Origin of the sequence: Streptomyces sp. NPDC093600, assembly GCF_044764755.1 — a bacterium.
Lineage (GTDB): Bacteria > Actinomycetota > Actinomycetes > Streptomycetales > Streptomycetaceae > Streptomyces.
Genome location: NZ_JBIWIU010000006.1, coordinates 108614 through 132076, shown reverse-complemented (window position 1 = coordinate 132076; position 23463 = coordinate 108614). Strand labels below are relative to the sequence as shown.

Sequence of the window (23463 nt, the reverse complement as noted above, 5' to 3'; positions counted from 1 at the left end):
GGTCCCGGTCCTTTCCCCCCGGGGCTGTCGTCCCGCCGCGCCGCCCCGGGGGCTGCCGTCCCCCTTCCCCTAGGGGACGCCCGGTCCTCCGAGGCACCGGCTCTCACCCCCGCTCTCTCCGCCCCTGCTCGCTGCCGCCGTAGGGGCTCGCTCCGCCGCCCCCGTGTGTCCGGCCGGGCTGCTCCCGCGCCCGCCGGGCGCCCACCTGAACAGCCGAATGGAGTCCTGTGACGATGAGCATGCACACCGCCGATTCGCGCATCCAACTGTCCTTCGGACAGGAACAGTTGTGGTTCCTTGACCAGATGAGCCCCGGGGAGACCACCTACAACGTCCCCCTCGCCTACCGACTGCGCGGCCCCCTCGACACCTCCGCCCTGGAGGGCGCGCTCAACCTGCTGGCGCAGCGCCACGAGCAGCTGCGGGTGACCTTCCACTCGGCGGACGGCGTCCCCTACCAGGTCGTCTCACCGGCGGAGGACCGCCCGCTGCCCGTGCGGGACCTCTCCGGCCTGTCCCCCGAGGACGCCGAGAGCGCGCTGCACCAGGCGCTGCAGACCGAGGCGGACACCCCGTTCGACCTGGCCGCGGGGCCGGTCTTCCGGTTCCAGCTGTTCCGGATGGCCCCCGACGACCACGTGCTCGGCATGAGCTTCCACCACATCGTCACCGACGGCTGGTCCGGCGGTGTCATCAGCCGGGAGATCTCCCAGGGCTACACGGATCTGGCCGCCGGCCGCACACCCTCCCTCCCGGAGCTGCCCGTCGGCTACGCCGACCACATCAAGCGGCAGCGCAAGCAGCGGGCCGACGGTGTCTGGGAGGAGGAGCTGAAGTTCTGGGAGGAGCGCCTCGCCGGTCTCGAAGCGCTCGAACTGCCCGCCGACCGGCTCCGGCCGGCGGAGCCCACGCAGAACGGCGAGACCTTCGTGGTCGACTTCCCGGCCGAACTGCTCGCGAAGGCCCGCACCCTCGCCCACGAGCAGGGCGCGTCCCTCTACATGGTGGTCGCCGCGGCGCTCAACGTCGTACTGAGCCGTTACAGCGGCCAGGACGACATCGCGCTCGGCGTCCCCATGCTCGGCCGCACCGACCCCGACCTGGAAGACGTCGTCGGTCTGTTCATCAACATGACCGTGCTGCGCTGCGACCTGTCCGGCGGTGTCACCTTCACCGAGCTCCTGGAGCGCATCGCCGACGCGAACCTCGACATGTACGACAACCAGGACGTGCCGTTCGACCACGTCGTGGACCGGGTGCAGACGACACGCGACGCGGGGCGCAATCCGCTGTTCCAGATCGCCTGCCAGCTGCTCGGCGAGTCGAGCACCGGGGACGCGCTGGAGCTGGCGGGGCTGACGTCCGAGTCGATCACGCTGGCCACCTCCCGCTCGCGGTTCGACCTGTCCTTCAGCTTCGTGGAGGGGGCCGAACGGCTGCGTCTGATCGTCGAGTTCGCGACCGACCTGTACGACCGCTGGCGCGTCGAGGCCATGGTCGGGCACTTCCGTAACGTGCTCGCCGCCGCCGCGGACGCCCCGGACACCCCGGTCTCCGCGCTGCCGCTGCTGTCCGAGGAGGAGCGCCGCGAGCTGCTGGAAGTGGGCCGAGGGGAGGACTTCGACTACCCGACGGAGCCGGTGCACGCGACGATCGCGCGGATCGCCCGGGACAACCCGGAGCTGGTCGCGGCCGTCTGCCGCGGAGTGGAGATGACGTACGGCGAGCTGATGCGCCGGGCCGGCAAGCTCGCCCGGTACATCCGCTCCCGCGGTGTCCGGCAGGAAGAGGTCGTAACGATCGCGATGGACCGCGACCTGGACGCCCTCGTGGCGATCCTGGGCGTCATGGTGTCCGGCGCCGCCTACACGATCATCGACCCCTCGCACCCCAACGCCCGTCTGGACCACATGCTGCGGGACACCAGGAGCCCGCTGGTCGTCACCCGGGCGGCCGCCCTGGGCGACCTGCCGGAGTCGTGCGGCTGGGAGAGCGTCCGCATCGACGCCGACTGGGAGCTCATCGAGGCGCAGCCGGACGACGAGCCGCTGGAGGAGTGGGCGCGGCCCGAGTCCCTGGTCTACGTCCTCTACACCTCGGGTTCGACCGGGCGCCCCAAGGGCGTGATGATCGAGCAGCGGGGCCTGCGGATGTTCGTCGAGGCGTACCGGCGCAGCTTCGGCGAGTGGACCAGCGAGGACCGGCTGCTGCAGCTGCCGGCGCTGACCTTCGACATGTCCCAGGGCGAGATCTTCGCCGGGCTGATCAGCGGCTCCGCGATGGTGCTGGTGGCGCCGGAGGACGCCTCGTCGCCCGAGGCCCTCGGTGCCCTGATCCGCGACCAGCGGGTCACCTACGCCGGGCTGTCCCCCGCGATCCTGTCCGTGGTGGAGGCGGGGCCGTACCCGGATCTGAAGTACATCATGGGCGGTGCGGAGGCCCTGCCGGCCGAACTGGTCAACAAGTGGAACCTGCCGGGCCGTATGTTCCTGAACCTCTACGGCCCCACCGAGGCGTCGATCGCGACCACCGAGTACCTGTGCGAGCACAAGGAATGGCTGTCCTCGCCGCCCATCGGCAGGCCCGAGTTCAGCCGCCTGCACTACGTGGTGGACAAGCAGTTCAACCTCGTACCGGTCGGTGTCCCCGGCGAGTTGCTGATCGGCGGTGACGAGGGCCTGGCCCGCGGCTATCTCAACCTGCCGGAGCTGACGGACGAGAAGTTCGTCCCCGACCCGTTCCTGGGTGAGGGCCGGGTCTACCGCACCGGGGACCTGGTGCGCTGGACCCGCGATCTGCAGATCGACTTCATCGGGCGGCTCGACAACCAGGTGAAGCTGCGCGGCCTGCGGATCGAGCTCGGTGAGATCGAGTCGGGGCTGCTCACCCACCCGAAGGTCCGCATGGCTCTGGTGCTGCTGCGCGAGGACTACGGGGAGAAGCAGCTGGTGGCGTACTACACCGTTCTGGGCGACACCTCCCCGACCGTGGCCGAACTCCGTGAGCACCTGGGCCGCACGATGCCCGAGTACATGGTGCCGACGGCCTGGGTGGAGCTGTCGGAGTTCCCGCTGACGGCGGCGCGCAAGATCGACCGTGCCAAGCTCCCCGCCCCGGTGTCGGGTACGGGTGACGGGACGGCGAGCTTCGTCGCCCCGGTGACCGCGACCGAGGAGAAGGTGGCCGAGGTCTTCGGCGCCGTCCTGTCCGTGCCGCACATCAGCGCCGACGCCAACTTCTTCGAGCTGGGCGGCAATTCACTCCAGGCGATGCGGGTGGTGAGCCGGCTCAACAAGCACTTCGGCGTCAAGGTCAACGTCCGTCTGCTGTACGGCGGCGCCACGGTCGCCACGGTCGCGACGGCCATCGACGCGCTGCTGGCGTCCAAGGAGGCGTCGGGCAACCGTGCTTGATGCCCCACGGGTACCCATCCCGTCCCCGCACACCGGGCCGAACAGCTTCGGGACCCGGCCCGCCACCGCCACCGTGTCCGACGCCCGCTCCGACTCCGACTCCGGCTCTGCCCCCTCCGGCTTCGACTCGGCGCAGGCTCTGCTCCTGCGCCGGGGAGCGGCGCTGCTGAGCGGGACCGATCCCGAACTGGCCCGGGTCCTCGACCGCGAGGTGGAGGAGCAGGCCGGCACCCTGGCCATGGTGGCGTCCGCCAGCGTCGCGAGCCCGGCGGTCCTGGCGGCCGGCGGCGCGGCCCTGTCGAACGTGACCGCCGAGGGCTATCCGGGGGCCCGCTACCACCCCGGCGCGGCGCGGTTCGACGTGGCGGAGCGGCTGGCCGTCGAGCGGGCCAGACACGCCTTCGGCGCCCGTTACGCCAATGTGCAGCCGCACTCCTGCTCCTCGGCCAACCAGGCCGTACTGGCCGCGCTGCTGCCCCCGGGCGGGGTCCTGCTCGCCCTCGACCTGGACTCCGGCGGCCATCTCACCCATGGCTCCGCCGCCTCCGTGACCGGGCGCCACTACAGGGCGGTCCACTACGGCCTCGACGACGAGGGGTTCATCGACTACGACCAGGTGGACGAGCTGGCCCGGGCCCACCGCCCCACGGTGCTCATCGCGGGCGCCAGCGCCTATCCGCGGACGCTGGACTTCGCCCGGTTCCGGGCGATCGCGGACTCGGTCGGGGCCTATCTGGTGGCCGACATCTCGCACATCGCCGGTCTGGTGGCCGCGGGGGAACACCCCAGCCCCATCGACCTGGCCCATGTGACGACCACCAGTACCTACAAGCAGCTGGGCGGGCCGCGCGGAGGGCTGATCCTCATCGGCCGGGAGCACCGGACGCCCGGCCCGGACGGCCGCGGCACGCCGCTCGCCCGGCTGATGCAGCGCGCGGTCTTCCCCCAGTCGCAGGGAACGCCGAACCCGGCGTCGATCGCGGCCAAGGCCCACGCGCTCAAGCTGGTGGCGGAACCGGCGTTCAAGGCGACCATGCGGCTGGTCGTCGACGACGCCGCGGCACTCGCCGACGCCCTGGCCGGCCTCGGTCACCGGGTCTTGACCGGCGGCACGGACAACCACATGGTGCTCCTCGACATGCTCGACCGCGGCATCACCGGTGTGGTCGCCGAGCGCGCCCTGGAGGAGTGCGGCATCCTCACCAACCGCAACCGCATCCCCAAGGACACCAAGCCCCCGCTCGTCGCCGGAGGACTGCGACTGGGCACCAACGTGCCGGCGCAACGCGGCATGGGTCCCGAGGAGATGCGGGTCTGCGCCGGTCTGCTCGACGAGGTGCTCGCCGCCACCACCGTGCTCGGCGACACCGAGTTCCGCACCGATCCCGAGGTCCGCGACCGTGTCGCGGCCGAGGTCGCCGCCCTGTGCCGTACCCACCCCCTGCCCTTCGGCGCCGCCATCGGTGGCGCCGAAGGCTCCGACCGCGAGCCGGGAGAGAGGTCTTGAGCCGGAACACCGCCCCCCTGAGGCCGCCCGTACCGGCGCCGCCCGCACTGCTGCCGGCCGACCGGCCGCGAAAGCCCGGAACCACTCCGGAACGTACCGACCACGTCGACGTGCGGCTCGGCCCCTCGGCCGGGACCGCCACGGAAGAGATGCTGCTGGCCGGTTTCACCGCGCTGCTCCACCGCTGGAGCGGACAGTCCGCGTTCGGCTTCGCCGTACGGACTCCCGCGCGGGGTGCCGTCCGGCTGGACCGGACCGTCACCGGGACGGCGACCCTGGCCGAGCTGGCCCGCTCCGGCGACGCGGACGCCGTACCGGAGCCGGTCGCGGGGTCGACGCCGCCGGACGAGTTCGAGCTGGTGCTGCGTCCGCCGGGCGAGGACGACGAGGGCCTTCCGCGAGCGGAGCTGCGGTACGCCCCCGAACTCTTCGACCGGGCCACCATGGCCCGTCTCCTCGCCGGCTACCGCACACTCCTCGAGGACGGGCTCGCCGACCCGGACACGCCGGTGTCGCGGCTGCGCCTGCTCCCGGAGGACGAACTCCACCGGATGCTCGTCGAGTGGAACGACACCGAGGCGGACCTGCCGCACGGGGTGTGCCTGCACACCGCGTTCGAGGCCCGCGCCGACGCGTCGCCCGACGCCGACGCCCTGGTGGGCGGCGCCGGGACGCGGACGTACCGCGAGGTCGACGAGGCGGCGAACCGCCTCGCCCACCATCTGCGGGACCTGGGCGTCGGCCCCGACCGGCGGGTCGGCATCTGCCTGGACCGGTCCGCCGAACTGCTGGTCGCCATCCTCGGGGTGCTCAAGGCGGGCGGCGCGTATGTGCCGCTCGACCCCGACTACCCGCGCCGGCGCCTCGCCACGATGGTGACCGGCACCGACTGCGCGGTGGTGGTCAGCCGGAGCGGCCCGGCCGCGAGCCTCCCGGACGTCGGGCCGTCCACTCCGGTGGTGCTCCTCGACCGGGACGAGGCGCTCCTCACCGAGCGCCCGGCCCACCGGCCCGCGGGCGGCGCCACACCGGACGATCTCGCGTACATCATCCACACCTCGGGTTCCACCGGTGAGCCCAAGCCGATCGCCCTGCGCCACCGCGGGGTGATGAACAACATCGCGGACCTCAACACCCGCTTCGGGGTGGGGGCAGGCGACCGGGTCCTCGCGCTGTCGTCGCCGAGCTTCGACATGTCCGTGTACGAGTTCCTCGGGCTGACGGCCGCGGGCGGCACCGTGGTCCTGCCGGAGCCGGAGCGTGCCAAGGACCCCGAGCACTGGGCGGAGCTGCTGGCCGCCCACCGGGTCACCGTCTGGAACTCGGCTCCCGCCCTGCTCGACATGGTCGTGGATCACCTGGACAGCACGGGTGCGCGGCCGCTCGGCGATCTGCGCCTGGCCCTGCTCGGCGGCGACTGGATCCCCGTGTCGCTCCCGGACCGGGCCCGGGCGATCGCCCCCGCCCTGCGCTTCGTCGCCCTCGGCGGGGCCACCGAGTCGTCCATCCACTCCACCCTCTACGAGGTGGTGAAGACCGATTCCCGCTGGACGAGCATCCCGTACGGGCGCCCCATGGCCAACCAGCGCACCTACATCCTCGACGAACTCCTCCAGCCGGTGCCGCCGGGTGTTCCCGGCGAGCTGTTCCTGGCGGGGATCGGGCTGGCCCGGGAGTATCTCGGCCGGCCGGAGCAGACGGCGGAGCGGTTCTTCGAGTGGTCCTGCGGCGAGGTGTCGGGTGAGCGGCTCTACCGGACGGGCGATGTGGCCCGCTACGGGCCCGACGGGCTGATCGAGCTGCTGGGCAGGGCGGACTTCCAGGTCAAACTGCACGGTCTGCGCATCGAGTTGGGCGAGATCGAGGCCGTGCTGCGCTCCCACGGCTCCGTCCGGGAGGCGGTCGTCACCGCGCACCCCGACGGGACGGGTGACCGGCGGCTGGTCGCCTATGTCGTCGCCGAGGCGGGCCGGGCCGTGGAGCCGGGGCCGCTGGGCGAGCACGCTGCCCGGTCCCTGCCCGGTTTCATGGTGCCGAGCACCGTCGTCGTCCTGGACGAGCTGCCCCTGACGCCCAACGGCAAGGTCGACCGCAAGGCGCTGCCGGCACCGCCCGACGACACCGGCGGGCCCGGGGGGAGCCAGGTGGCACCCGCCACGGAGACCGAGCGGAAAGTGGCCGAAATCTTCGCGGCCGTGCTCGGAGTGCCCGGGATCGGCGCGGACAGCGGCTTCTTCACCGTCGGCGGCAACTCCCTGCAGGCGATGCGCGCCGTCACGCGGCTGAACAAGCACTTCGGCGTGAGGGTGAACGTGCGTCTCCTGTACGGCGGGAGCACCGTCGGCGACATCGCCTCCGTCATCGACCAGCGGCTCGCGCAGGCCGCACCGGCCCCGGCCCCCGCCCCGGCCTCGAAGGGAGCACCGGCACCATGATCGAACCCTCCGTCGACAGTCTCGTCCCCCTCCGGGCGGGGGGCGACCTGCTCCCGCTGCACTGCGTCCATCCGGTCTCCGGCTCGCCGTACTGCTACTCCCCGATGGCCCACCAACTGGACCCGCGGCGTCCCGTGTTCGGGTTCGAGGCGCCCGGTTTCGACGGCGTCTCCGAGCCGGCCACATCGATCACGGAGCTCGCCGAGTTGCACACGGCCTCGCTCCGGGCGGCCCGCCCGCACGGCCCGTACCAGTTGCTCGGCTGGTCCCTCGGCGGGGTCGTCGCCTACGAGATGGCGCGGCTGCTGGCCGCCGCGGGTGAGGAGGTGCCCCTGCTCGTCATCGTCGACGCGGCGCTGCCCGGTACGCAGGCGGTGCCGCCCGAGTACCAACTGGCCCGCTACTTCCTGTACGACTTCCTCGGCGTGACCCGCGACCGGGCACCCGCCGTCGACAAGGCGCTGGCGGGCTTGGGGCCGGAGGCGGAGCCGGGCGAGATCTTCGCCGCGGTGGAGCGCGACGGCGCCGTGCCCGAGGAGTTCGACGCGGAGTTCCTGCTGGAGCGGTACGCCCTGTTCCGTACGCACGTCCGGGCCATGCGAGAGCACCGCCTTGACTCGGTGCACCAGGGCCCCGCGATCCTGATCAAGGCCACGGAGTCGACGGAGAGGCTGCTGGACTGGCGCCCCTATGTCAGCCGGCTCACCGAACACAACGCACCCGGTGACCATCACTCCGTGTGGCACGGCCCGGGGCTGAGCGCCATCAGCGCCATCGTCGACCACGCCCTACGAGAGGCGACTCCCGCATGACGGAGCACGGCACGCCCACCGCACCGGCCACGGAGGCCGAGGCGGCGGGCCCCCCTCGGTCGCTCTGGCGCAACCGGGACTTCATGGTGTTCTGGGCGGGCGAGGCGCTCTCCCTGTACGGCACCCAGATCACCCATCTCGCACTGCCCCTCACCGCGGTACTGGTCTTCCAGGTGGGGGCCGAGGAGCTGGGCCTGCTGCGCTTCGCCCAACTGGTGCCCTTCCTCGGGCTAGCCCTGCTCTTCGGCGTCTGGGTCGACCGGATGCGCAAGCGGCCGGTGATGCTGGGCGCCAACCTGGTCCGGATGGTACTGATCGGTCTGGTGCCCCTGCTCCACCACTTCGGCCTGCTGACGCTCCCGGCGCTGTACGCCCTGGCGCTCGGCATCGGGGTGGCGTCGGTCCTCTTCGACGTCAGCTGGATGGCGTACGTTCCGGTGCTCGTGAAGGACCGGCGCAGCCTGCTGGAGGCGAACACCAAGCTCAACGCCACGCTGTCGTCGGCGGACATCGCCGGACCGGGGCTTGCGGGCACGCTGGTGAGCGCCTTCTCGGCGCCCTTCGCCATGACCGCCAACGCCTTCTCGTACGCCCTGTCGGTGCTGTCACTGCTCCTCATCAGGAAGCCGGAACCCGCCCCGGAGGCGCCCACGACCGAACGCCGGCTGCGCGCCGAACTCGCCGAGGGCCTGCGCTGGGTGTTCGGCAACCGCTGGCTGCGTGCGATGGGACTGGTCGGCTGCTCCTGCAACTTCCTCCTCACCTTGGTGCAGACGCTGTTCCTGCTGTACGCCGTGCGCGACAGGGAACTGTCCGCGGCGGCGGTCGGATTCGTCATGGGAGCGGCCGCGGTGGGAGGTCTGCTGGGCGCGCTGGTGTCCGGCATGGTGGTGCGCCGGCTGTCGGTGGGCACCGCCTACCGGGTGTCGGTGTCGATCATCTTCCTGGGCCCCCTGCTGATACCCGTGGCGGGCGGTCCGCGCTGGCTGCTCATCGGCCTGTTCGTGGCCTCGTTCTTCCTGGAGTACTTCGGCAGCAGCGTCTCCAACGTCCTCATCGTGAGTCTGCGCCAGACCATCACTCCGCAGCACCTGATGGGCCGGATGACGGCCGCGATGCGCATGCTGCTGTACGGCGGCGGCGCGCTGGGAGGGCCGGTCGGGGGTCTGCTGACGGTGCTGGTGGGTCTCCACGGCGCCCTGTGGATCGCGGGCCTGGTCTCCGCCGCGATGCTGGTCCCGATCTTCCTGTCCCCGGTCGGCAGACTGCGCGCCATGCCGACCGGGCCCGACGACAGTGCCCTGACCGCGCGGTGAGATCCCCGGCGGTCCCGGGCCGGGACCGGGCGCTACGCCGGGGCGACCGCGAGGGCCTCGCTCCGGTCCTCAGCCGCCGCCTCCCCCTCGTGCGGGGCACCCGGACTCGCTTCGGCCAGGCGTGCCAGGGCCGCCCTCCGGTTCAGCATCGGCTCGCGGTTCGCGCACTCGGCCGCGTAGATCCCCAGCAGGTCGTGGAGGCGGTAGCGGTGGCCGTGCTCCTCCAGGAGATGGCCGGCGACCAGCAGGTCGAGCTGCCTGCGGGCGGTGTCGCGGTCCGTGTCCGCGAGCGCCGCCGCGACGGGGACCGTGATCGGCCCGTCCTTGCACAGCCCCAGGAGGCGGAACATCCTCGCCGCTTCGGCGGGCAGCGCCTGGTACGAGGTCTCGAAGGCGTCGCGGACGCTGGCCAGGGCGTCGTCCTCCACGGTGAGGCGGTCCAGTCGGCCGCTCTCCGCCGCGAACCGCTCCACCAGCGTTCCCAGCGGGACGCCCGGGTTCGCGGTGAGCCCCTCCGCGGTGATGCGCAACGCCAGCGGCAGGCCACCGCAGAGCGCCGCCAGCCGCCGCGCGGCCTCGGCGCCTGCGGCGAGCCGTCCTCCGGACAGGGTGATGAGCAGGCGCGCCGCCTCCTCGTCGGCGAGCGGTTCGACGGCGACCGTGCGCGCCCCGTCCCGTGCGGCCAGTCCGCCGAACCGCTGACGGCTCGTGGCCACGACGCACGACGCGCCGCGCGGGATCAGGGGCCTGAGCTGATCCGCGCTCAGGGCGTCGTCGAGCACCACCAGCATGCGTCTGCCGTACATCAGGCTGCGGTAGAGCGTGGCACGGCCCGCCACGTCCCGGGGTATCCGCGCGCTGTCGGCTCCGAGGCTGGTGAGCAGGTGCAGCAGGGCGTCCGATGCGCTCAGCGGCCGGCCGCGCAGCCCGTTGCCGCAGAGGTCCACATAGAGCTGGCCGTCGGGGAAGCGGGGCGCGAGCCGGTACGCCAGTTCCAGTACGAGGGCGGTCTTGCCGACGCCGGCGGGTCCGTGGGCCACGATCACCGGGGTGCTCCGCTGGGCGGAGGCGTCGGCCAGGAGGCCCTCCAGCTGCCTCAGCTCCCGATCGCGCCCGGTGAAACCCCAGGCCGTGGAGGGCAGTTGGGCGGGCTTGGGGACACCGGAGCCTGGCCCCTGCCGGGGCCGGGGGGCCATGTGCCCGCCGATGGGCCGCAGTTCCCGTTGCCCGGCGAGGATCCGCCGGTGGAGGTCCTGGAGTTCGGTTCCCGGCTCGATGCCCAGCTCCCGGCGCAGCAGCCGCCGGGTCTCGGTGTACACGGCGAGCGCGTGCGCCTGGCGGCCGGCGTGGTAGAGCGCCAGCATCAGCAGCCAGCGGAGCTTCTCGCGCAGCGGTTCCTCCGACACGGCGCGCGAGAGCGCGTCGACCGCCTCGGCGTACCGGCCGGCCTCCAGCATGACGGCGGCCCACTCCTCGACCGCGGTCAGTCTCAGGTCCCGCAGGCGGATGCCTTCCATGGCGGCGAAGGGCCCGGGGATCCCGGAGTACGCCTCGCCCCGCCACAGCGCCAGAGCGTCCTCGTACAGCCGCAGAGTCGTTTCCGCACTGCCGCCGTCGCGTGATCTGCGCGCGTGGCCGTGCCGCTCGACGAAGAGCGCTGCGTCCACCTCCGCCGGGTCCACACGCAGGCAGTAGCCCCCGGGTTCCGAGGAGAGGACCGTACTGGCCGCCCTGGCGCCGCGGCCGGGCTCCAGGGCGCGGCGCAGCCTGGCCACATAGGTGTGGACGCCGTTGACCGCCGTCTGCGGGGTGTCGCTGCCCCACAGGGCGCTGGTGATGGTCTCCCCGCTCACCACCTCGCCCGCCCTGCTGGCGAGCAGGCTGAGGACCGCACGTTGTTTGGGTGAGCCGAGCGCCACCTCCTCTCCGTGCCGCCAGGCACGTATCGGTCCCAAGAGCTGGATGCGTAGAGGTGCCCCCGTGCCGGTCATGTTCCCGTTCACCCCTCGGGCTCGCGTGTTCTCATGTCGGGTCCCGGTGGTGGCCGTTCGGGCCCCGGGGTCGCGAAGGCGGCGGGTCGCGCCGCGTATCGTGCGTCCATGAAGAGCCGGTGCGTCCGGCCGGTGGCGGCCGGCGGCGTCTCGGCGATGCGTCAGTACCCCGGGCCGGTCACCAGGGCGCGCGCCGGGAGGTACGTCCGGACCACGCGCCGGGAGTCCCGTTGCCGTGCATGTGCGTCTGGCAGGGCGTCACTCGAGGCATGGCGGCGAATGTAATCCGGCGACCGGGGGCGCACCATGCCCTGCAGGGAGCATCGGGCATACTCCGAAAGGCGTACGAACCCCCGGTGACGTGCGGCCGGTCACCGGGCCGTGCGGTGACGCGCCTCCCGGCCGAGTCCCGTCGTCCCCCGCGGGCGGAGCGCCGTCTCGGTGATCAGCGGCGGGTACGGGCCTTTCCTCGCGGGCTCGATGAGCCGGGCCTCCACGGCCATGTTGACGGCCTCGATGCGGGAGGCGGCGCCGAGCTTCTCGAAGATGTTCCGCAGGTGCCGCTTCACCGTCCCCTCGGTGATGCCCAGTTCGCCGGCGATACGGCGGTTGCTCAGCGCACCGGCGACAAGGGCGAGGACCTCCCGCTCGCGAGGCGAGAGGGACTGTCCGGCGCCGCGGAAGGCGCTCTTCGGGGTCGCGCTGCACGGAAGGGCGATCATGACCTGGGTGTGGTGGGCCATGGCGCCGCGCAGGGCGCACAGCAACGAGGCGCGAGGGGCGCTCTTGTGCAGATAGCCGTGGGCCCCCCGGGCGAGCAGTTCGTCCACGAGCGGGCGGTCGTCGTGCATCGACAGGATCAGCACACGCAGTCCCGGGAAGCGCGCGGTCAGCTCGCTGACCACGGTGGGCGCGTGGTGGTCGGGCATCTCCACGTCGAGCAGGACGATGTGTGCTCCGGTGCTCTCCACCAGGTCGCCGAGGCCCCGGGACGTGTCGGCCTCGGCCACGACGCGCAGGTCGTCCTCCGCGTTGAGCAGCTGGCAGAGAGCTCCGCGCAGCAGCGAGTGGTCGTCGACCGCGACGATGCGAATCGGCTCGCCCGGTCTCCAGGGTCTCGGCTCGTCATCCGTCCGCATGCCATTCCTCCCCCATCGGCACCGAGAGCTCGATGGTCGTGCCGCCCCCGGGTGCGCTCGTGATCTCCAACCGGCCGCCCAGCGACCGGATCCGTTCCGTCATGGAGGCGATGCCGTTGCCGGCTCCGCACTCCTGGGGCAGACCGGCTCCGTCATCGGTGACGGACGCCTGTAATCGCCTGGTCTCGCTCCGCACGTCGACGGTGACGCGGGAGGCGCGGGCGTGTGCCAGGGCGTTGCGCAGAGCTTCACGCAGGACGAGGAAGAGGCCGTCGCCGAGGGTGTCCGGCAGAGGGTCGTCCACGTCCTCGATCCGGAGCTCCACCACGGGCCTGTCGATCGCCATGGCGGTGACGAAGGCGGACAGCGCCACCCTCAGCGAGCCGACGGAGTGCGTACGGCCGCGCAGTCCGGTCACGAGGCCCCGGGTGCTGTGCATCGTCTCCAGGATCGCCTGTTTCACGCCGTCCAGCCGGGGGTCCGTCGCCGACGAGACGTTCCGGGTGAGTTCGTAGAGCTCCAGCCGGCGCAGGGCGAGGCCGGCCGCGCTGCCGACGCGGTCGTGGATCTCCCGCGCCATCGCCTCGCGGCTCTGCCTGGTGGACTCCCGTACGGCTTCGAGCAGGCGCAGGTCGTCGGCGTCCGCGCGCTCCTCCAGGCGGCGGGTGACGGCCTCCTGAACCATCACCATCAGCCTCATCCGGCTCAGGGAGCCGTACGGCCGGGGGGTGACGGATCGCCCCAGGAACTCGGCCACGACCTGGACCAGCGCGGACCCCGCGCGCAGGGCGTGGACCGGCACGGAGCCCTGGGCGGTCCGGATGCCGTCCGGAGGGCGCGGGTGCCGGGCGGGGGTCCGATCGTGCGGCGTCCCGGCGCCGTTCGCCAGCGCGTCACGGCATTCCGAAAGGATTCCCCGGGCCTGGTCGCGGCACAATTCCCAGGATTCCGCATTCATCCCCAGCGGATTGCGCTGCTCGATGAGCCTGGTCCGATAGACGTCGAGCAACTCGGGCTCACAGGCGAGTAATTCCGCCGCCAGCCTTTCGTCCTCGACACAAGAATCCTGCGATGGATTTCCCCGCGCCGACATGTCGGACACAGCTCCCCCTCCCACCCCTTCCCGCGACCGATTCTCCCCTCACACAGAAGGTGCAAAAGGGAGAGAAAGGCCGGAGATCGGCATGATCATGCCGTACCGCCTAAAGGACGTCAAGTGGCTCGCCTGCGCTATCCGGGCCCCTCGACACCATGGCTCGGCGATACAAATCCACCGAAAGAACTCGGACGGCCACGAACGTCCGGCATAGCGACTTCTGGTCCACACCAAAGATCACCGAGTACGGCCGAGCGGACGATCGGCGTCCGCCAACACCACGACGGCGCTCGGGTGTTCACCATCGCCGACCCACTCAGCCTTTCATCCAGCACACCCTCGCCCTTATGTGCCTGGAATCCGCACGTCGCACCGGTCAAGGCACTTCCGAATGCGACCCGTGCGGGGCGATACCAACACGGCGCCTCGCAACGCGAGTTGTGGCGAATCTGTTCACAGAACCCCCTCGATATCGCTAGCTTCCCCTCAACTTGTCCGCACCGGGAAGGACTTCTGTGCACGCATCCCCTCGCAGAGCCGTGGCCACCTTGGCCGCAGCCGCACTCGCGACCCCGCTCCTGCTGGCCTCCGCCCCGCCCGCATCGGCCCGCAAGGACACGCCGGGCAAGGACGCCGCCAAGCTCTCGAAGGCGCTCGTTCGCGAAGCCTCCGCGAAGGACGCCCACCGGCACCTGCGGACGTTCCAGGCGATAGCCGACTCGGCGGGCGGTCACCGGGTCGCCGGCTCGCTCGGGCACGACGCTTCGGCCGCGTACGTGTACCAGCAGCTGAAGAAGGCCGGCTACGACGTCGCGTACCAGCGGTTCGACTTCGTCTACACCGAGACGCTGGCCGAGAAGCTCTCCGCCGTCACGCCCGTACCGCACGACATCGAGATCAAGGCCCTGACCTACACCACGTCGACTCCGGTCGGCGGTGTCCGGGCCGATCTGGCCGCCGTCCCGGTCGACGCCGACGGCACCACCGGCTGCGAGCCCGGTGACTACGCCGCGGGCGACTTCACCGGCAGGATCGCGCTGATCAAGCGCGGCGGCTGCAGCTTCGCCGCCAAGCAGGCGCAGGCCGCCGCCGCGGGCGCGATCGGCGCCCTCATCTACAACAACATCGACGCCGGCTACGGCCCGCTCTCCGGCACACTCGGCGACCCGTCCGCCGCCAGAATACCCACCGGCGGGATCAGCAAGGCCGAGGGCGAGAGGCTCGCCGCCGACCTCGCCGAGGGGCCGGTGAACCTCTCCTTCGAGATCCGCCAGCTCCAGGAGAAGCGCTCCACGCCCAACGTCATCGCCGAGACACCCGGTGGTGACGCGGCCGAGACCGTGATGCTCGGCGCGCATCTGGACTCGGTGCCGACGGGACCGGGCATCAACGACAACGGCTCCGGCTCCGCCGGGCTGCTCGACGTCGCCCTGAAGCTGGCCGCGAAGGAGAAGAGCCCGCGCAACAAGGTGCGCTTCGCCTGGTGGTCGGCGGCCGAGAGCGGCCTGATCGGCTCCCATCACTACCTCGCCGGCCTCACACCCCTCGCGAAGCAGCAGATCAAGCTCTACCTCAACTTCGAGATGATCGCCTCGCCCAACTACGGCCTGTTCGTCTTCGACGGCGACAACTCGGACGGCGCCAACACCCAGATGGCCCCGGAGGGGTCGGCCCAACTGGAGCGCGACATCGCCGGGTTCCTCGGCCGGCGGAGCCTGCAGCACGCGGGCACGCCGTTCGTCGGGCGCTTCGACCACGGCCCGTTCGTCGACGCCGGTATCCCCTCCGGCGGTACCTTCAGCGGCGCGGAGGCGATCAAGTCCCCTGCGGAGGCGGCGAAGTTCGGCGGTACGGCGGGGCTCGCGTTCGACGTGAACTACCACGCGGCCGGCGACACCGTCGAGAACATCAGCATGACGGCGTTCGACATCAACATCGACGTCATCGCCCACGCGGTGGGCACCTACGCGCACGACCTGAACTCGCTCAGGAAGCCGGCCGCCACCGTGCGGACGGACAGCGGCCACGGCGCCGCCGGTCGCTCGAGCACGGCGCACGGGCCCAACACGACCGAGTAGCCAGGCTCGCACCCCGGGGCCGGCGCCCCACCCGCCACCCGTGCGCCGGCCCACCGGGGGGCGCGAGGCTGACCACGCCGGACGGGCCGGACGGGCCGAGGGTTCCCCGGGGTGGAGCGTCTGCTTCCGAATCCGCCGCCCACGGCCCGCCCTTCTCCGTTCTCAGGGGTAGCAATCGCTTTCTGTCCCCGGCATGCTGTCCGCCAGACCGCCCACCCCCCAGGCGTTCCTCCCCAGGAGGTCAGCTCTGCCATGCACTCCTCCGTCCCCGCCTCCCTGCTGTCCCGGCGCGGCCTGCTCCGCGCGGCCCTGGGCGCCGCCGCCACCGCGCCGCTCGTGGTCCCCGTTTTCGCCACACCCGCCCACGCCGCCGACGCCTACGAGACGCTCCGCCTGAAGTGGCGCGGCCTCCTCCTCGGCACCGGCTTCGACCCGGCCGCCGAGCCCTTCGCCTCGAAACTCGCCGCGCTCGGCGCCACCGCCCGCGACCTGCGCTCCTCCATGGCCCCGGCGAACGGCTCCCTCTGGCCGGACCTGCCCTACGCGGACCCCGAGCCGGACACCGACGCCGAGTCGTACACGTACTCCGGCAACCTCAACACCAGCTTCAACCGGCTGCGCACCCTCGCCGAGGCCTACTGCCAGCCGGGAACCGGTCTCACCGGTGACGCGACGCTGCGCGCCGAGATCCTCGCCGGTCTCGACCATCTCCACGACCAGGCCTACAACGCGAACCAAGCCCGCTACGGCAACTGGTACAGCTGGCAGATCGGCATCCCGCAGGCGCTGCTCGACATCGACGCCCTCCTGTACGAGTTCCTGGGCGCGGCCCGTATCACCGAACACTGCGCCGCCGTCGACCACTTCGTCCCGGACAGCGCGGTCGCGCACTACACCGGCACCTCCACCGGTGCCAACCGGGTCGATCTGTGCCGTGTGCTCGCGCTGCGCGGTGTCGTCGGCGCGTCGGCGGCGAAGCTGGCCCTCGCCCGGGACGCGCTCTCACCGGTCTTCCCGTACGTGACGTCCGGCGACGGGCTCCACGCCGACGGCAGTTTCATCCAGCACACCCACGTCCCGTACGCGGGCTCCTACGGCGCGGTCATGCTCGGCGGTCTGTCGATGCTGTTCGCGCTGCTCAAGGGCTCGGCGTGGGAGGCCACCGACAGCGGTCGGCAGGTGGTGTTCGACTCGGTCGAGAAGGCGTACGCTCCCTTCCTCTTCAACGGCCTGGCCATGGACGCCGTCTCGGGACGTGCGATCAGCCGGGGCGTGCAGAGGTCGGACACCCGGGGCATCCGGCAGAGCGACCATCTGCGCGGCCACGCGATCATCGCCTGCGTCGCGCTGCTCTCGCAGAGCGCGTCGACGGCGGAGAAGACCCGCTGGGACGGCATGGTCAAGGGCTGGATCGCGCGCGACTACTACAGCCCGCTGCTCGCCAGCCCGGCTCTCAATGTCTCCGCGCTGGCCCGCCTCAAGGCCGTCGACGACGGTACGTCCACGGCGAGTCCCGAGCCGTCGGGGCACCGCCTCTTCCCCGGGATGGACCGTGCCGTGCACCGCCGCCCGGGCTGGGCGGCCGGCCTGTCCATGGCGTCGAACAGGATCACGTACTACGAGAACGGCAACGGCGAGAACCTGCGTGCCTGGCACAGCGGATCCGGAATGCTCTACTGGTGGGGCGGCGACTTCGCCAACGGGCAGTACAGCGACGGCTTCTGGCCGACGGTCGATCCCTACCGGCTGCCCGGCACCACCGCCTCCCGCAAGCCGCTCGCCGACGGCGAGGGCGGCGTCTGGGGCGCGGCCCGGCCCGACGTGCGCTGGGTCGGCGGGACGACCGACGGCACGTACGCGGCCGTGGGGCAGTACCTCAAGGGGCTGTCGTCCACGCTCCTGGCCAAGAAGTCGTGGTTCTTCCTGGACGACGCGGTCGTCTGCCTGGGCGCCGGAATCCACGGCCGGGACGGCACGGGGGTGGAATCCGTCGTGGAGAACCGCAACCTCGGAGGGAGCGGCGTCCACGCCTTCACCGTCGACGGCGCGGTCCAGCCCACCACCCTCGGCTGGACGGGCACGCTCACCGGGGCCCGGTGGGCGCATCTCGCCGGACACGCCGGGTATGTCTTCCCGGGCGGCGCCACCTCGTTGAAGGCTCTGCGCCAGGCGCGCACCGGTGCCTGGTCGGACATCAACAGGGGCGCCGTGTCCGATCCGGTCACCCGCCGGTACCTCACCCTCTGGTTCGACCACGGGACCGATCCGACGTGGGCCTCGTACTCCTACATCCTGATGCCGGGGGCGAGCCAGGCGCGGACGGCCGCCCGCGCCGCCGACACGGGCTGGCTCACCGTCCTCGCCAACACCAACGAGCGGCAGGGCGTACGGGTCCCGGCGCTGGGCTTCACCGGCGTCAACTTCTGGTTCGGCGGCACGGTCGGCGACGTCACGGCCAGCGCCCCGGCCTCCGTGATGATCCGCGAGTCGGGGAGCACGGCCACGGTCTGCGTCTCGGGGCCGCTGCGCGACGGGGCGACGATCGACCTGACCTGGAACCGGCCCGTGCCGGCCGTGGTGTCCAAGGACCCGGCGGTCCAGGTGCTGGCCACGGGTTCCGCGCTCCGGCTGCGGATCACTCCGGGGACACTCGCCGCCACGCACAAGGCGGTGGTGACGCTCGGCTGACGGCCTCCCTCCCCCGGCGCCCCCGCGCCCGTCCGCATCCGCTGGTGCGACGGTTCAGCGGCTCGGTGCCGCGCCGGTGTCCGTGCGGCTCGCGGTGCAGTCCGCGGGGGTGGGCCGGCCGGTCGGCCAGGCGAGGCCGACGAAGCGGATGCGGCCGGGTGCGTCGGGGGCGAGTTCCACCACGGAGACCGCCTTGTTGTAGGGGTTGCCGTAGTTGTCCAGGCAGATCCAGCCGCTGGCCCCGTCGACCCTCCCCATGCCGTGCAGCCGCAGCCAGGCGTCGCGGATGCGGCCGAGGGTGGGGATGACGGGGTCGTGGTCGTCGCGCATCCGGATGGCGGTGATCGCGGTGAGGCCGGCGTCGTAGAAGGTGATGGTGCGCGAGTCGGTGAGCTCCACCGGGCCGATGTTCCCGACCTCTTCGCCGGTCGCCAGCGCGGCCAGGGTGCGGAAGGCGGTGGCGGAACCGCCGGTGGCGGGCGCCGTGGGCCCGGTCCAGGCGTCGGGGTGGGCGACGGCGGCGTACTGGAGGGTCACGCCCTTGCGGAAGGCGTCCCAGTCGAGGAGCTTGTCCGAGGAGAGGGTGGAGGCGCCGGAGCCGGTGATGACGGTGTACTCCTTCTCCGTGCATCCCCGGTTGCCGAGTTCGTTGATGAACTGGCGGAGCTGGACGGGCCGTCCGGCGAAGTAGATGACCTTGGCGGCGGAGGTGCAGATGGTGTCGACCATCTGGTCGAAGGCGTTGGCGGTGGTGCCTTCCTCGTGGAACTCGTCGGGCGCGCGGTACTGCTCGGGTGCGCGGGGCGATCCGAGGGTCCGTTCGGCGAAGGCCCGCTTGAGCGCGTCGACGTAGTTGTCGCCGGTGCGGATGTCCTCGACGACGAGGGTGTGCCGGGGGTCGATGCCCTTGTTGAAGTGGGAAAGGGCCTTGGCCTGGTCGGTGGTGGTGGGGACGACCCGGGCGAGGCCCGGGTAGGCGTGGGGCCTCGCCGCGCTGTTGCCGGAGTCGTCGGCGGTGATGGGACCGCCGACGACGGGAATGCCGCGCTCGCGGGTGAGGTAGCCGATGGCGGCCTGGGTGGTGGCGGTGGAGACGTCGAAGCCGATCACGGCCCGGAGGTTGTCGGTCGTGGACTCGGACATGCTGCCGAGCTGTTCGGCGACGGGCTTCCAGTGGGCGTGGCTGCGGCCGGGGTTGGCGAGCAGGAGCCGTATCGCCGGCTTCTTGCTGTTGGACTCGTGGTTGGCGCGGTACTGCGCGAGGTAGGCGCCCTGCACCTCGTGGAGCGTCTTGCGTTGTTCGAAGCCCTGGACGGGTGCCATCGGCAGCATCACGGCGACGGAGACGTGGGGTTCTTTCGCGATCCGGTCGTTCTCCGCCTTGATCCGGGCGCTGACCTCCTTGAGGTTGGGTGCGAAGACGAAGCTCCCGTCGGTGACGCCCGTGCACTCCCTGGCGCCTTCGGGGCCGCGTTCCTCGATGCCCTTGCCGCAGGCCGGGTCCGGTCCGAAGAGGACGATGCCGGTCCACACGGCTGCGCCGAGCACGGCCAGGGCGACGGCCAGCACGGCCGCCTTGGTGATCGGCCCGCCGGGGAGTCTTGCGATGAGCGACGTCATGACGCGGCGCCTTCCGGAAGGACGGGCAGGTCGGGGGCTTGCGTTCCGGCCCGCAGGCGGGCGGGCCAGGCGGTGGACGCGTCGCGGTAGGCGGCGTGCGCGGGCCTGTTGCCGTACAGCGTCTCCAGCGCGATGCGGACGGTGGTCAGCTCGTCCTCGCGCGGGGCGAGGGTGAGCGGGTCGGACAGCCGCCACAGCAGCGGCACCAGGGAGGCGACGGCGTCGTGGTGGGGGCCCGGGGCGTCGCTGCCGCAGGCCGTGCAGGACAGGGTGGGGCCTGCGACCGGGGGTTGGTAGCCCTCACGGGGGTGAGGGGCGGCGCAGATCCGGTTGAGCGTGGTCAGCCATGCGTGGGGCGGGACGGCGGTGTACCGGTGGTGCAGGACGCTGACCACCTCCTCGACCCGGCCCAGGGCCAGCGTGTGGTGCAGATAGGTGTCGCCGCGCGGGTCGCACAGGGAGCGCAGGCGCAGTTGGGTGTCGCGCCAGCGCTCGTGGGTGGTGGTGGCGGCCAGCCGGTGCCGCAGCAGCAGATCGAGGGCGCGGTCGCCGTCGAGGCAGGAGCGCTCGCGGTAGTCGTCGGCTTCGCGGACCCGGGCGGCGACGAGTTCCTCGGAGTGGTCCTCGGGGTGGGCGAAGGTCCACAGGGCGCGCCGCGTGCCCGGGTCGACGGCGGCGGAGAGCAGGACCAGGCGCTCGCACAGCACCGGATCGGGCAGCAGTTTGGCGAGGAGCGCGGGCGCGGCCGCGTCGAGGAGTTCCCCGGCGCGTATCGTGCCCGCCTCCTCGATACGGCGCACGGCCGCGTCCGCCAGGGTGCGGGCGCTCGCCGCGCGTCCGCCGCTGTAGCGGGCGACGACGCGGGGCAGATGCTCGGGATAGTCGACGGGGCTGAGCATCTCCGCTATGTCGGCCGGTTCGATGGGAGGGATTCTCAGCACCAGGGGCCGGTCCCGCGGTGCTGCGGCGCCGCCGACCTCGCTCAGGGGCGGGTGCCCGTGACCCGTGCCGAGCAGGGTGGCGAGGACGGCCGGCCTTGTCGGGGCCTTGCCCGGGGCGCCGTGTCCGGCGTCGAGCAGGTCGAGGAAGTCGCCGCCGATGCCGGCGTGGGCGTTGTCGAGGAGCAGCAGCGGTCTGGGCTTCCTGTCGAGCCGGCGCAGTCTGCCGTAGTTGCCGTCGATGTCGTCGAGGAGGGCGGCGACGAGATGTTCCTCGGCGGTGCGTCTGCGGTCGTCGAGCCGGCGGAAGACACGGACGAACTGGAAGAGCCGCTGCAGCGAGTCCCCTTGGTAGCCCTGGGAGCGGTGCAGTCGGCCGCCCCACCACGCGAGTGCGCCCTTGTCCGGCTCGCTCTTGACGAGCTGTGCCCGGGCGGTGTCGAGGACGATCCCGGCGATGGAGTCGAGGCCGGGCACGGCGGACAGGACCTGCGGGAGGTTGCTCGTGACGACGTCGAACCAGCGGCCGAGGCTCTCCTTGCGGCGGCGTACGTCGGGGTCCTCGGCGGTGATGAGGGTACGCAGATCGGCCTCCGCCCGGCGCAGGTCGGGCGGCCGCAGATCGGTCTCGTCGCTGTTCAGGGGGCGCCAGGCGGTGACGACCAGGAGGCCGAGCGACAGCCGTGGGAAGGCCATGGGCCTGCCGAAGTGGCGTACGTCGAGCCCGAGTCTGTAGGCGAGCAGATACAGGAGGTGGGTGATGCGGGAGGCGTTGGGGACGTCGGTGTCGCCGTCGGCGACACCGGGCTCGCCGAACCCCCGAGCCGCGAGATCGACCCGTGCGAGCGGCACCCGTCCGTTGTACGCGTCGTGGACGGCGCCCAGGAGGGCGGTCTTGCCGCTCCCGCGGCCACCGACGATCCGCACCACGGGTGCGCCGTCGGGGTAGGCGAAGGGGACGTGGTACCTGTCCTTGTGGTGCAGCCCCACCAGCCGGGGGACGAAGCTCTCCTGCAGGGCCTGCTGACCGTAGAGTCTCCCGCCCATGGCGCTCCCCCGCCTTCCCCTGCCAGTCGCGCATCATGAGATCAACTCGCCGTGCACAGGGGGAACTTACCTGACGGAAGCGGGCTGGGCAGAGGGTTGTGAACGAACGGCGTTCCGTTCCGGCGCCGCGACCCCCGGCCGGTCGAGTGCCACCGCCCGGGGGTCGCCGCCGTCGTCAGCGGGCGGTGAAGGAGTGCACGGTCGTCGAGCGGTAGGTCTGTCCGGGGCGCAGCACGGTCGAGGGGAAGGAGGGGTGGTTCGGGGAGTCGGGGAAGTGCTGTGTCTCCAGGCAGAGGCCGTCGCTCTGGCGGTAGACCTTGCCGGAGGTGCCCGCGAGGGAGCCGTCGAGGAAGTTGCCGCTGTAGAACTGGACGCCCGGCTCGGTGGTCGCGATCTTCATGATGCGGCCGCTGACCGGTTCCGCCAGGGTGACCGCGTGCCGGGGGGTGTCGGTGAGGCCCTTGTCGAGGACGAAGTTGTGGTCGTAGCCGCTGCCGGCGAGGATCTGCGGGTCGGCTTCGCGGATGTCCCGGCCGATGGGCTTGGCGGTACGGAAGTCGAACGGGGTGTGTGCCACCTTGGCGAGTTCGCCAGTCGGGATGAGGGTGGAGTCGACCGGGGTGTAGCGGGAGGCGGCGATCCGCAGGGTGTGGTCGAGAATGCCGCCGTTTCCCTCCCCCGCCAGGTTGAAGTACGTGTGGTTGGTCAGGTTCACGACGGTGGCCCGGTCCGTCGTGGCCTCGTACCGGATGCGGAAGTCGCCGCGCGGTGTGAGGACGTAGTCGACGCGGACCCGCAGCGTGCCGGGGTACCCCATGTCGCCGTCCGCACTGACGTGGCGCAGCGTGAGACCGGTGTCGGACCCCTCGGCGTACGGCTCGACGTCCCACACCCGCTTGTCGAAACCCTTGTCCCCGCCGTGCAGGCTGTTCGGGCCGTCGTTGCGGGGCAGGTGGTGCTCGGTGCCGTCGAGGGTGAAGGTGCCGCCCGCGATGCGATTGCCGTAGCGGCCGATGATCGCGCCGAAGTACGGGCTGTGGGAGACGTAGTCCTGGAGCCGTTCGAAGCCCAGTGACACGTTCGCGTACCGCCCGCGCCGGTCGGGGACTTCGAGGGACTGGACGATCCCGCCGTACGACAGCACCCGCAGCCGGGTGCCCCCGGCGGCCACGGTCCAGCGGTCCACGCGGGTGCCGTCGGCCAGGGTGCCGAAGCGCTCCCTGACCGGGCCTCCGCCCGCGCCGCCGGCGCTGCCGTAGTGGTTCGCGGCGGCGGCCCGGCCGCTTCCGGCGGCGGCCCCCGCCGCTGCCATGGCGGCGGTGCCCGCCGCCATCACCGTACGTCTGCTGATGGTCATGTCGTCACGGCTCCTCGGAACTCTGA

Annotated in this window: 13 protein-coding genes; 7 read left to right on the top strand and 6 right to left on the bottom strand. The window is 72.0% G+C overall.

Annotated features, from left to right (window positions below):
• Positions 1-233: 233 nt before the first annotated feature.
• From ACIRB4_RS17195 to ACIRB4_RS17175, 5 genes are read left to right on the top strand one after another with little or no spacing between them, the layout of a single operon-like run.
• On the top strand, positions 234-3413 hold the full coding sequence (locus ACIRB4_RS17195) for an amino acid adenylation domain-containing protein (RefSeq protein ID WP_403292043.1): 3180 nt from the start codon (positions 234-236) through the stop codon (positions 3411-3413).
• On the top strand, positions 3406-4920 hold the full coding sequence (gene glyA, locus ACIRB4_RS17190) for a serine hydroxymethyltransferase (protein ID WP_403292042.1): 1515 nt from the start codon (positions 3406-3408) through the stop codon (positions 4918-4920). Before ACIRB4_RS17195 ends, glyA begins: the two co-directional genes overlap by 8 nt.
• Entirely contained in the window at positions 4917-7355 is a 2439-nt protein-coding gene (locus tag ACIRB4_RS17185; RefSeq protein ID WP_403292040.1) for an amino acid adenylation domain-containing protein, read from the top strand. Before glyA ends, ACIRB4_RS17185 begins: the two co-directional genes overlap by 4 nt.
• On the top strand, positions 7352-8167 hold the full coding sequence (locus tag ACIRB4_RS17180) for an alpha/beta fold hydrolase (protein WP_403292039.1): 816 nt from the start codon (positions 7352-7354) through the stop codon (positions 8165-8167). The genes ACIRB4_RS17185 and ACIRB4_RS17180 overlap by 4 nt, the downstream gene beginning before the upstream one ends.
• Positions 8164-9483: an MFS transporter gene (locus tag ACIRB4_RS17175; protein ID WP_403292037.1), complete on the top strand. Its 1320-nt coding sequence runs from the start codon at positions 8164-8166 to the stop codon at positions 9481-9483. The genes ACIRB4_RS17180 and ACIRB4_RS17175 overlap by 4 nt, the downstream gene beginning before the upstream one ends.
• Before the next feature lie 32 nt (positions 9484-9515).
• Here the strand turns inward: ACIRB4_RS17175 and ACIRB4_RS17170 are convergent, their stop codons facing one another.
• The 3 genes from ACIRB4_RS17170 to ACIRB4_RS17160 all read right to left on the bottom strand — a co-directional run bounded on the left by ACIRB4_RS17170 (position 9516) and on the right by ACIRB4_RS17160 (position 13622).
• Positions 9516-11438, bottom strand: a complete 1923-nt coding sequence (locus ACIRB4_RS17170) for a BTAD domain-containing putative transcriptional regulator (protein WP_403292035.1) — start codon at positions 11436-11438, stop codon at positions 9516-9518.
• A 407-nt stretch (positions 11439-11845) separates the two neighbouring features.
• Positions 11846-12613 carry a LuxR C-terminal-related transcriptional regulator gene (locus tag ACIRB4_RS17165; RefSeq protein WP_403292033.1) on the bottom strand — a complete coding sequence of 256 codons (768 nt, stop codon included), beginning with the start codon at positions 12611-12613 and terminating at the stop codon, positions 11846-11848.
• Positions 12600-13622 carry a sensor histidine kinase gene (locus tag ACIRB4_RS17160; RefSeq protein WP_403292031.1) on the bottom strand — a complete coding sequence of 341 codons (1023 nt, stop codon included), beginning with the start codon at positions 13620-13622 and terminating at the stop codon, positions 12600-12602. The genes ACIRB4_RS17165 and ACIRB4_RS17160 overlap by 14 nt, the downstream gene beginning before the upstream one ends.
• Before the next feature lie 626 nt (positions 13623-14248).
• On the opposite strand from ACIRB4_RS17160, the gene ACIRB4_RS17155 reads away from it, so the two are divergent.
• Entirely contained in the window at positions 14249-15787 is a 1539-nt protein-coding gene (locus ACIRB4_RS17155; RefSeq protein ID WP_403292398.1) for a M28 family peptidase, read from the top strand.
• 252 nt (positions 15788-16039) lie between these two features.
• Positions 16040-18475, top strand: coding sequence for a polysaccharide lyase 8 family protein (locus tag ACIRB4_RS17150; protein ID WP_403292030.1), 2436 nt, complete (start codon positions 16040-16042; stop codon positions 18473-18475).
• A 54-nt stretch (positions 18476-18529) separates the two neighbouring features.
• Here the strand turns inward: ACIRB4_RS17150 and ACIRB4_RS17145 are convergent, their stop codons facing one another.
• The 3 genes from ACIRB4_RS17145 to ACIRB4_RS17135 form a co-directional block, all read right to left on the bottom strand.
• Positions 18530-20095 carry a hypothetical protein gene (locus ACIRB4_RS17145; RefSeq protein ID WP_403292028.1) on the bottom strand — a complete coding sequence of 522 codons (1566 nt, stop codon included), beginning with the start codon at positions 20093-20095 and terminating at the stop codon, positions 18530-18532.
• Positions 20092-22080 carry a hypothetical protein gene (locus ACIRB4_RS17140; RefSeq protein ID WP_403292027.1) on the bottom strand — a complete coding sequence of 663 codons (1989 nt, stop codon included), beginning with the start codon at positions 22078-22080 and terminating at the stop codon, positions 20092-20094. The genes ACIRB4_RS17145 and ACIRB4_RS17140 overlap by 4 nt, the downstream gene beginning before the upstream one ends.
• Before the next feature lie 175 nt (positions 22081-22255).
• Positions 22256-23437, bottom strand: a complete 1182-nt coding sequence (locus tag ACIRB4_RS17135) for an aldose epimerase family protein (RefSeq protein ID WP_403292025.1) — start codon at positions 23435-23437, stop codon at positions 22256-22258.
• Positions 23438-23463: the final 26 nt, after the last annotated feature.

Bases quoted from the DNA above. Each gene is read 5' to 3' on its own strand.
- ACIRB4_RS17195 (WP_403292043.1), top strand. From the start codon at position 234: ATGAGCATGCACACCGCCGATTCGCGCATCCAACTGTCCTTCGGACAG.
- ACIRB4_RS17180 (WP_403292039.1), top strand. From the start codon at position 7,352: ATGATCGAACCCTCCGTCGACAGTCTCGTCCCCCTCCGGGCGGGGGGC.
- ACIRB4_RS17175 (WP_403292037.1), top strand. From the start codon at position 8,164: ATGACGGAGCACGGCACGCCCACCGCACCGGCCACGGAGGCCGAGGCG.
- ACIRB4_RS17165 (WP_403292033.1), bottom strand. From the start codon at position 12,613: ATGCGGACGGATGACGAGCCGAGACCCTGGAGACCGGGCGAGCCGATT.
- ACIRB4_RS17150 (WP_403292030.1), top strand. From the start codon at position 16,040: ATGCACTCCTCCGTCCCCGCCTCCCTGCTGTCCCGGCGCGGCCTGCTC.
- ACIRB4_RS17145 (WP_403292028.1), bottom strand. From the start codon at position 20,095: ATGACGTCGCTCATCGCAAGACTCCCCGGCGGGCCGATCACCAAGGCG.
- ACIRB4_RS17140 (WP_403292027.1), bottom strand. From the start codon at position 22,080: ATGGGCGGGAGACTCTACGGTCAGCAGGCCCTGCAGGAGAGCTTCGTC.
- ACIRB4_RS17135 (WP_403292025.1), bottom strand. From the start codon at position 23,437: ATGACCATCAGCAGACGTACGGTGATGGCGGCGGGCACCGCCGCCATG.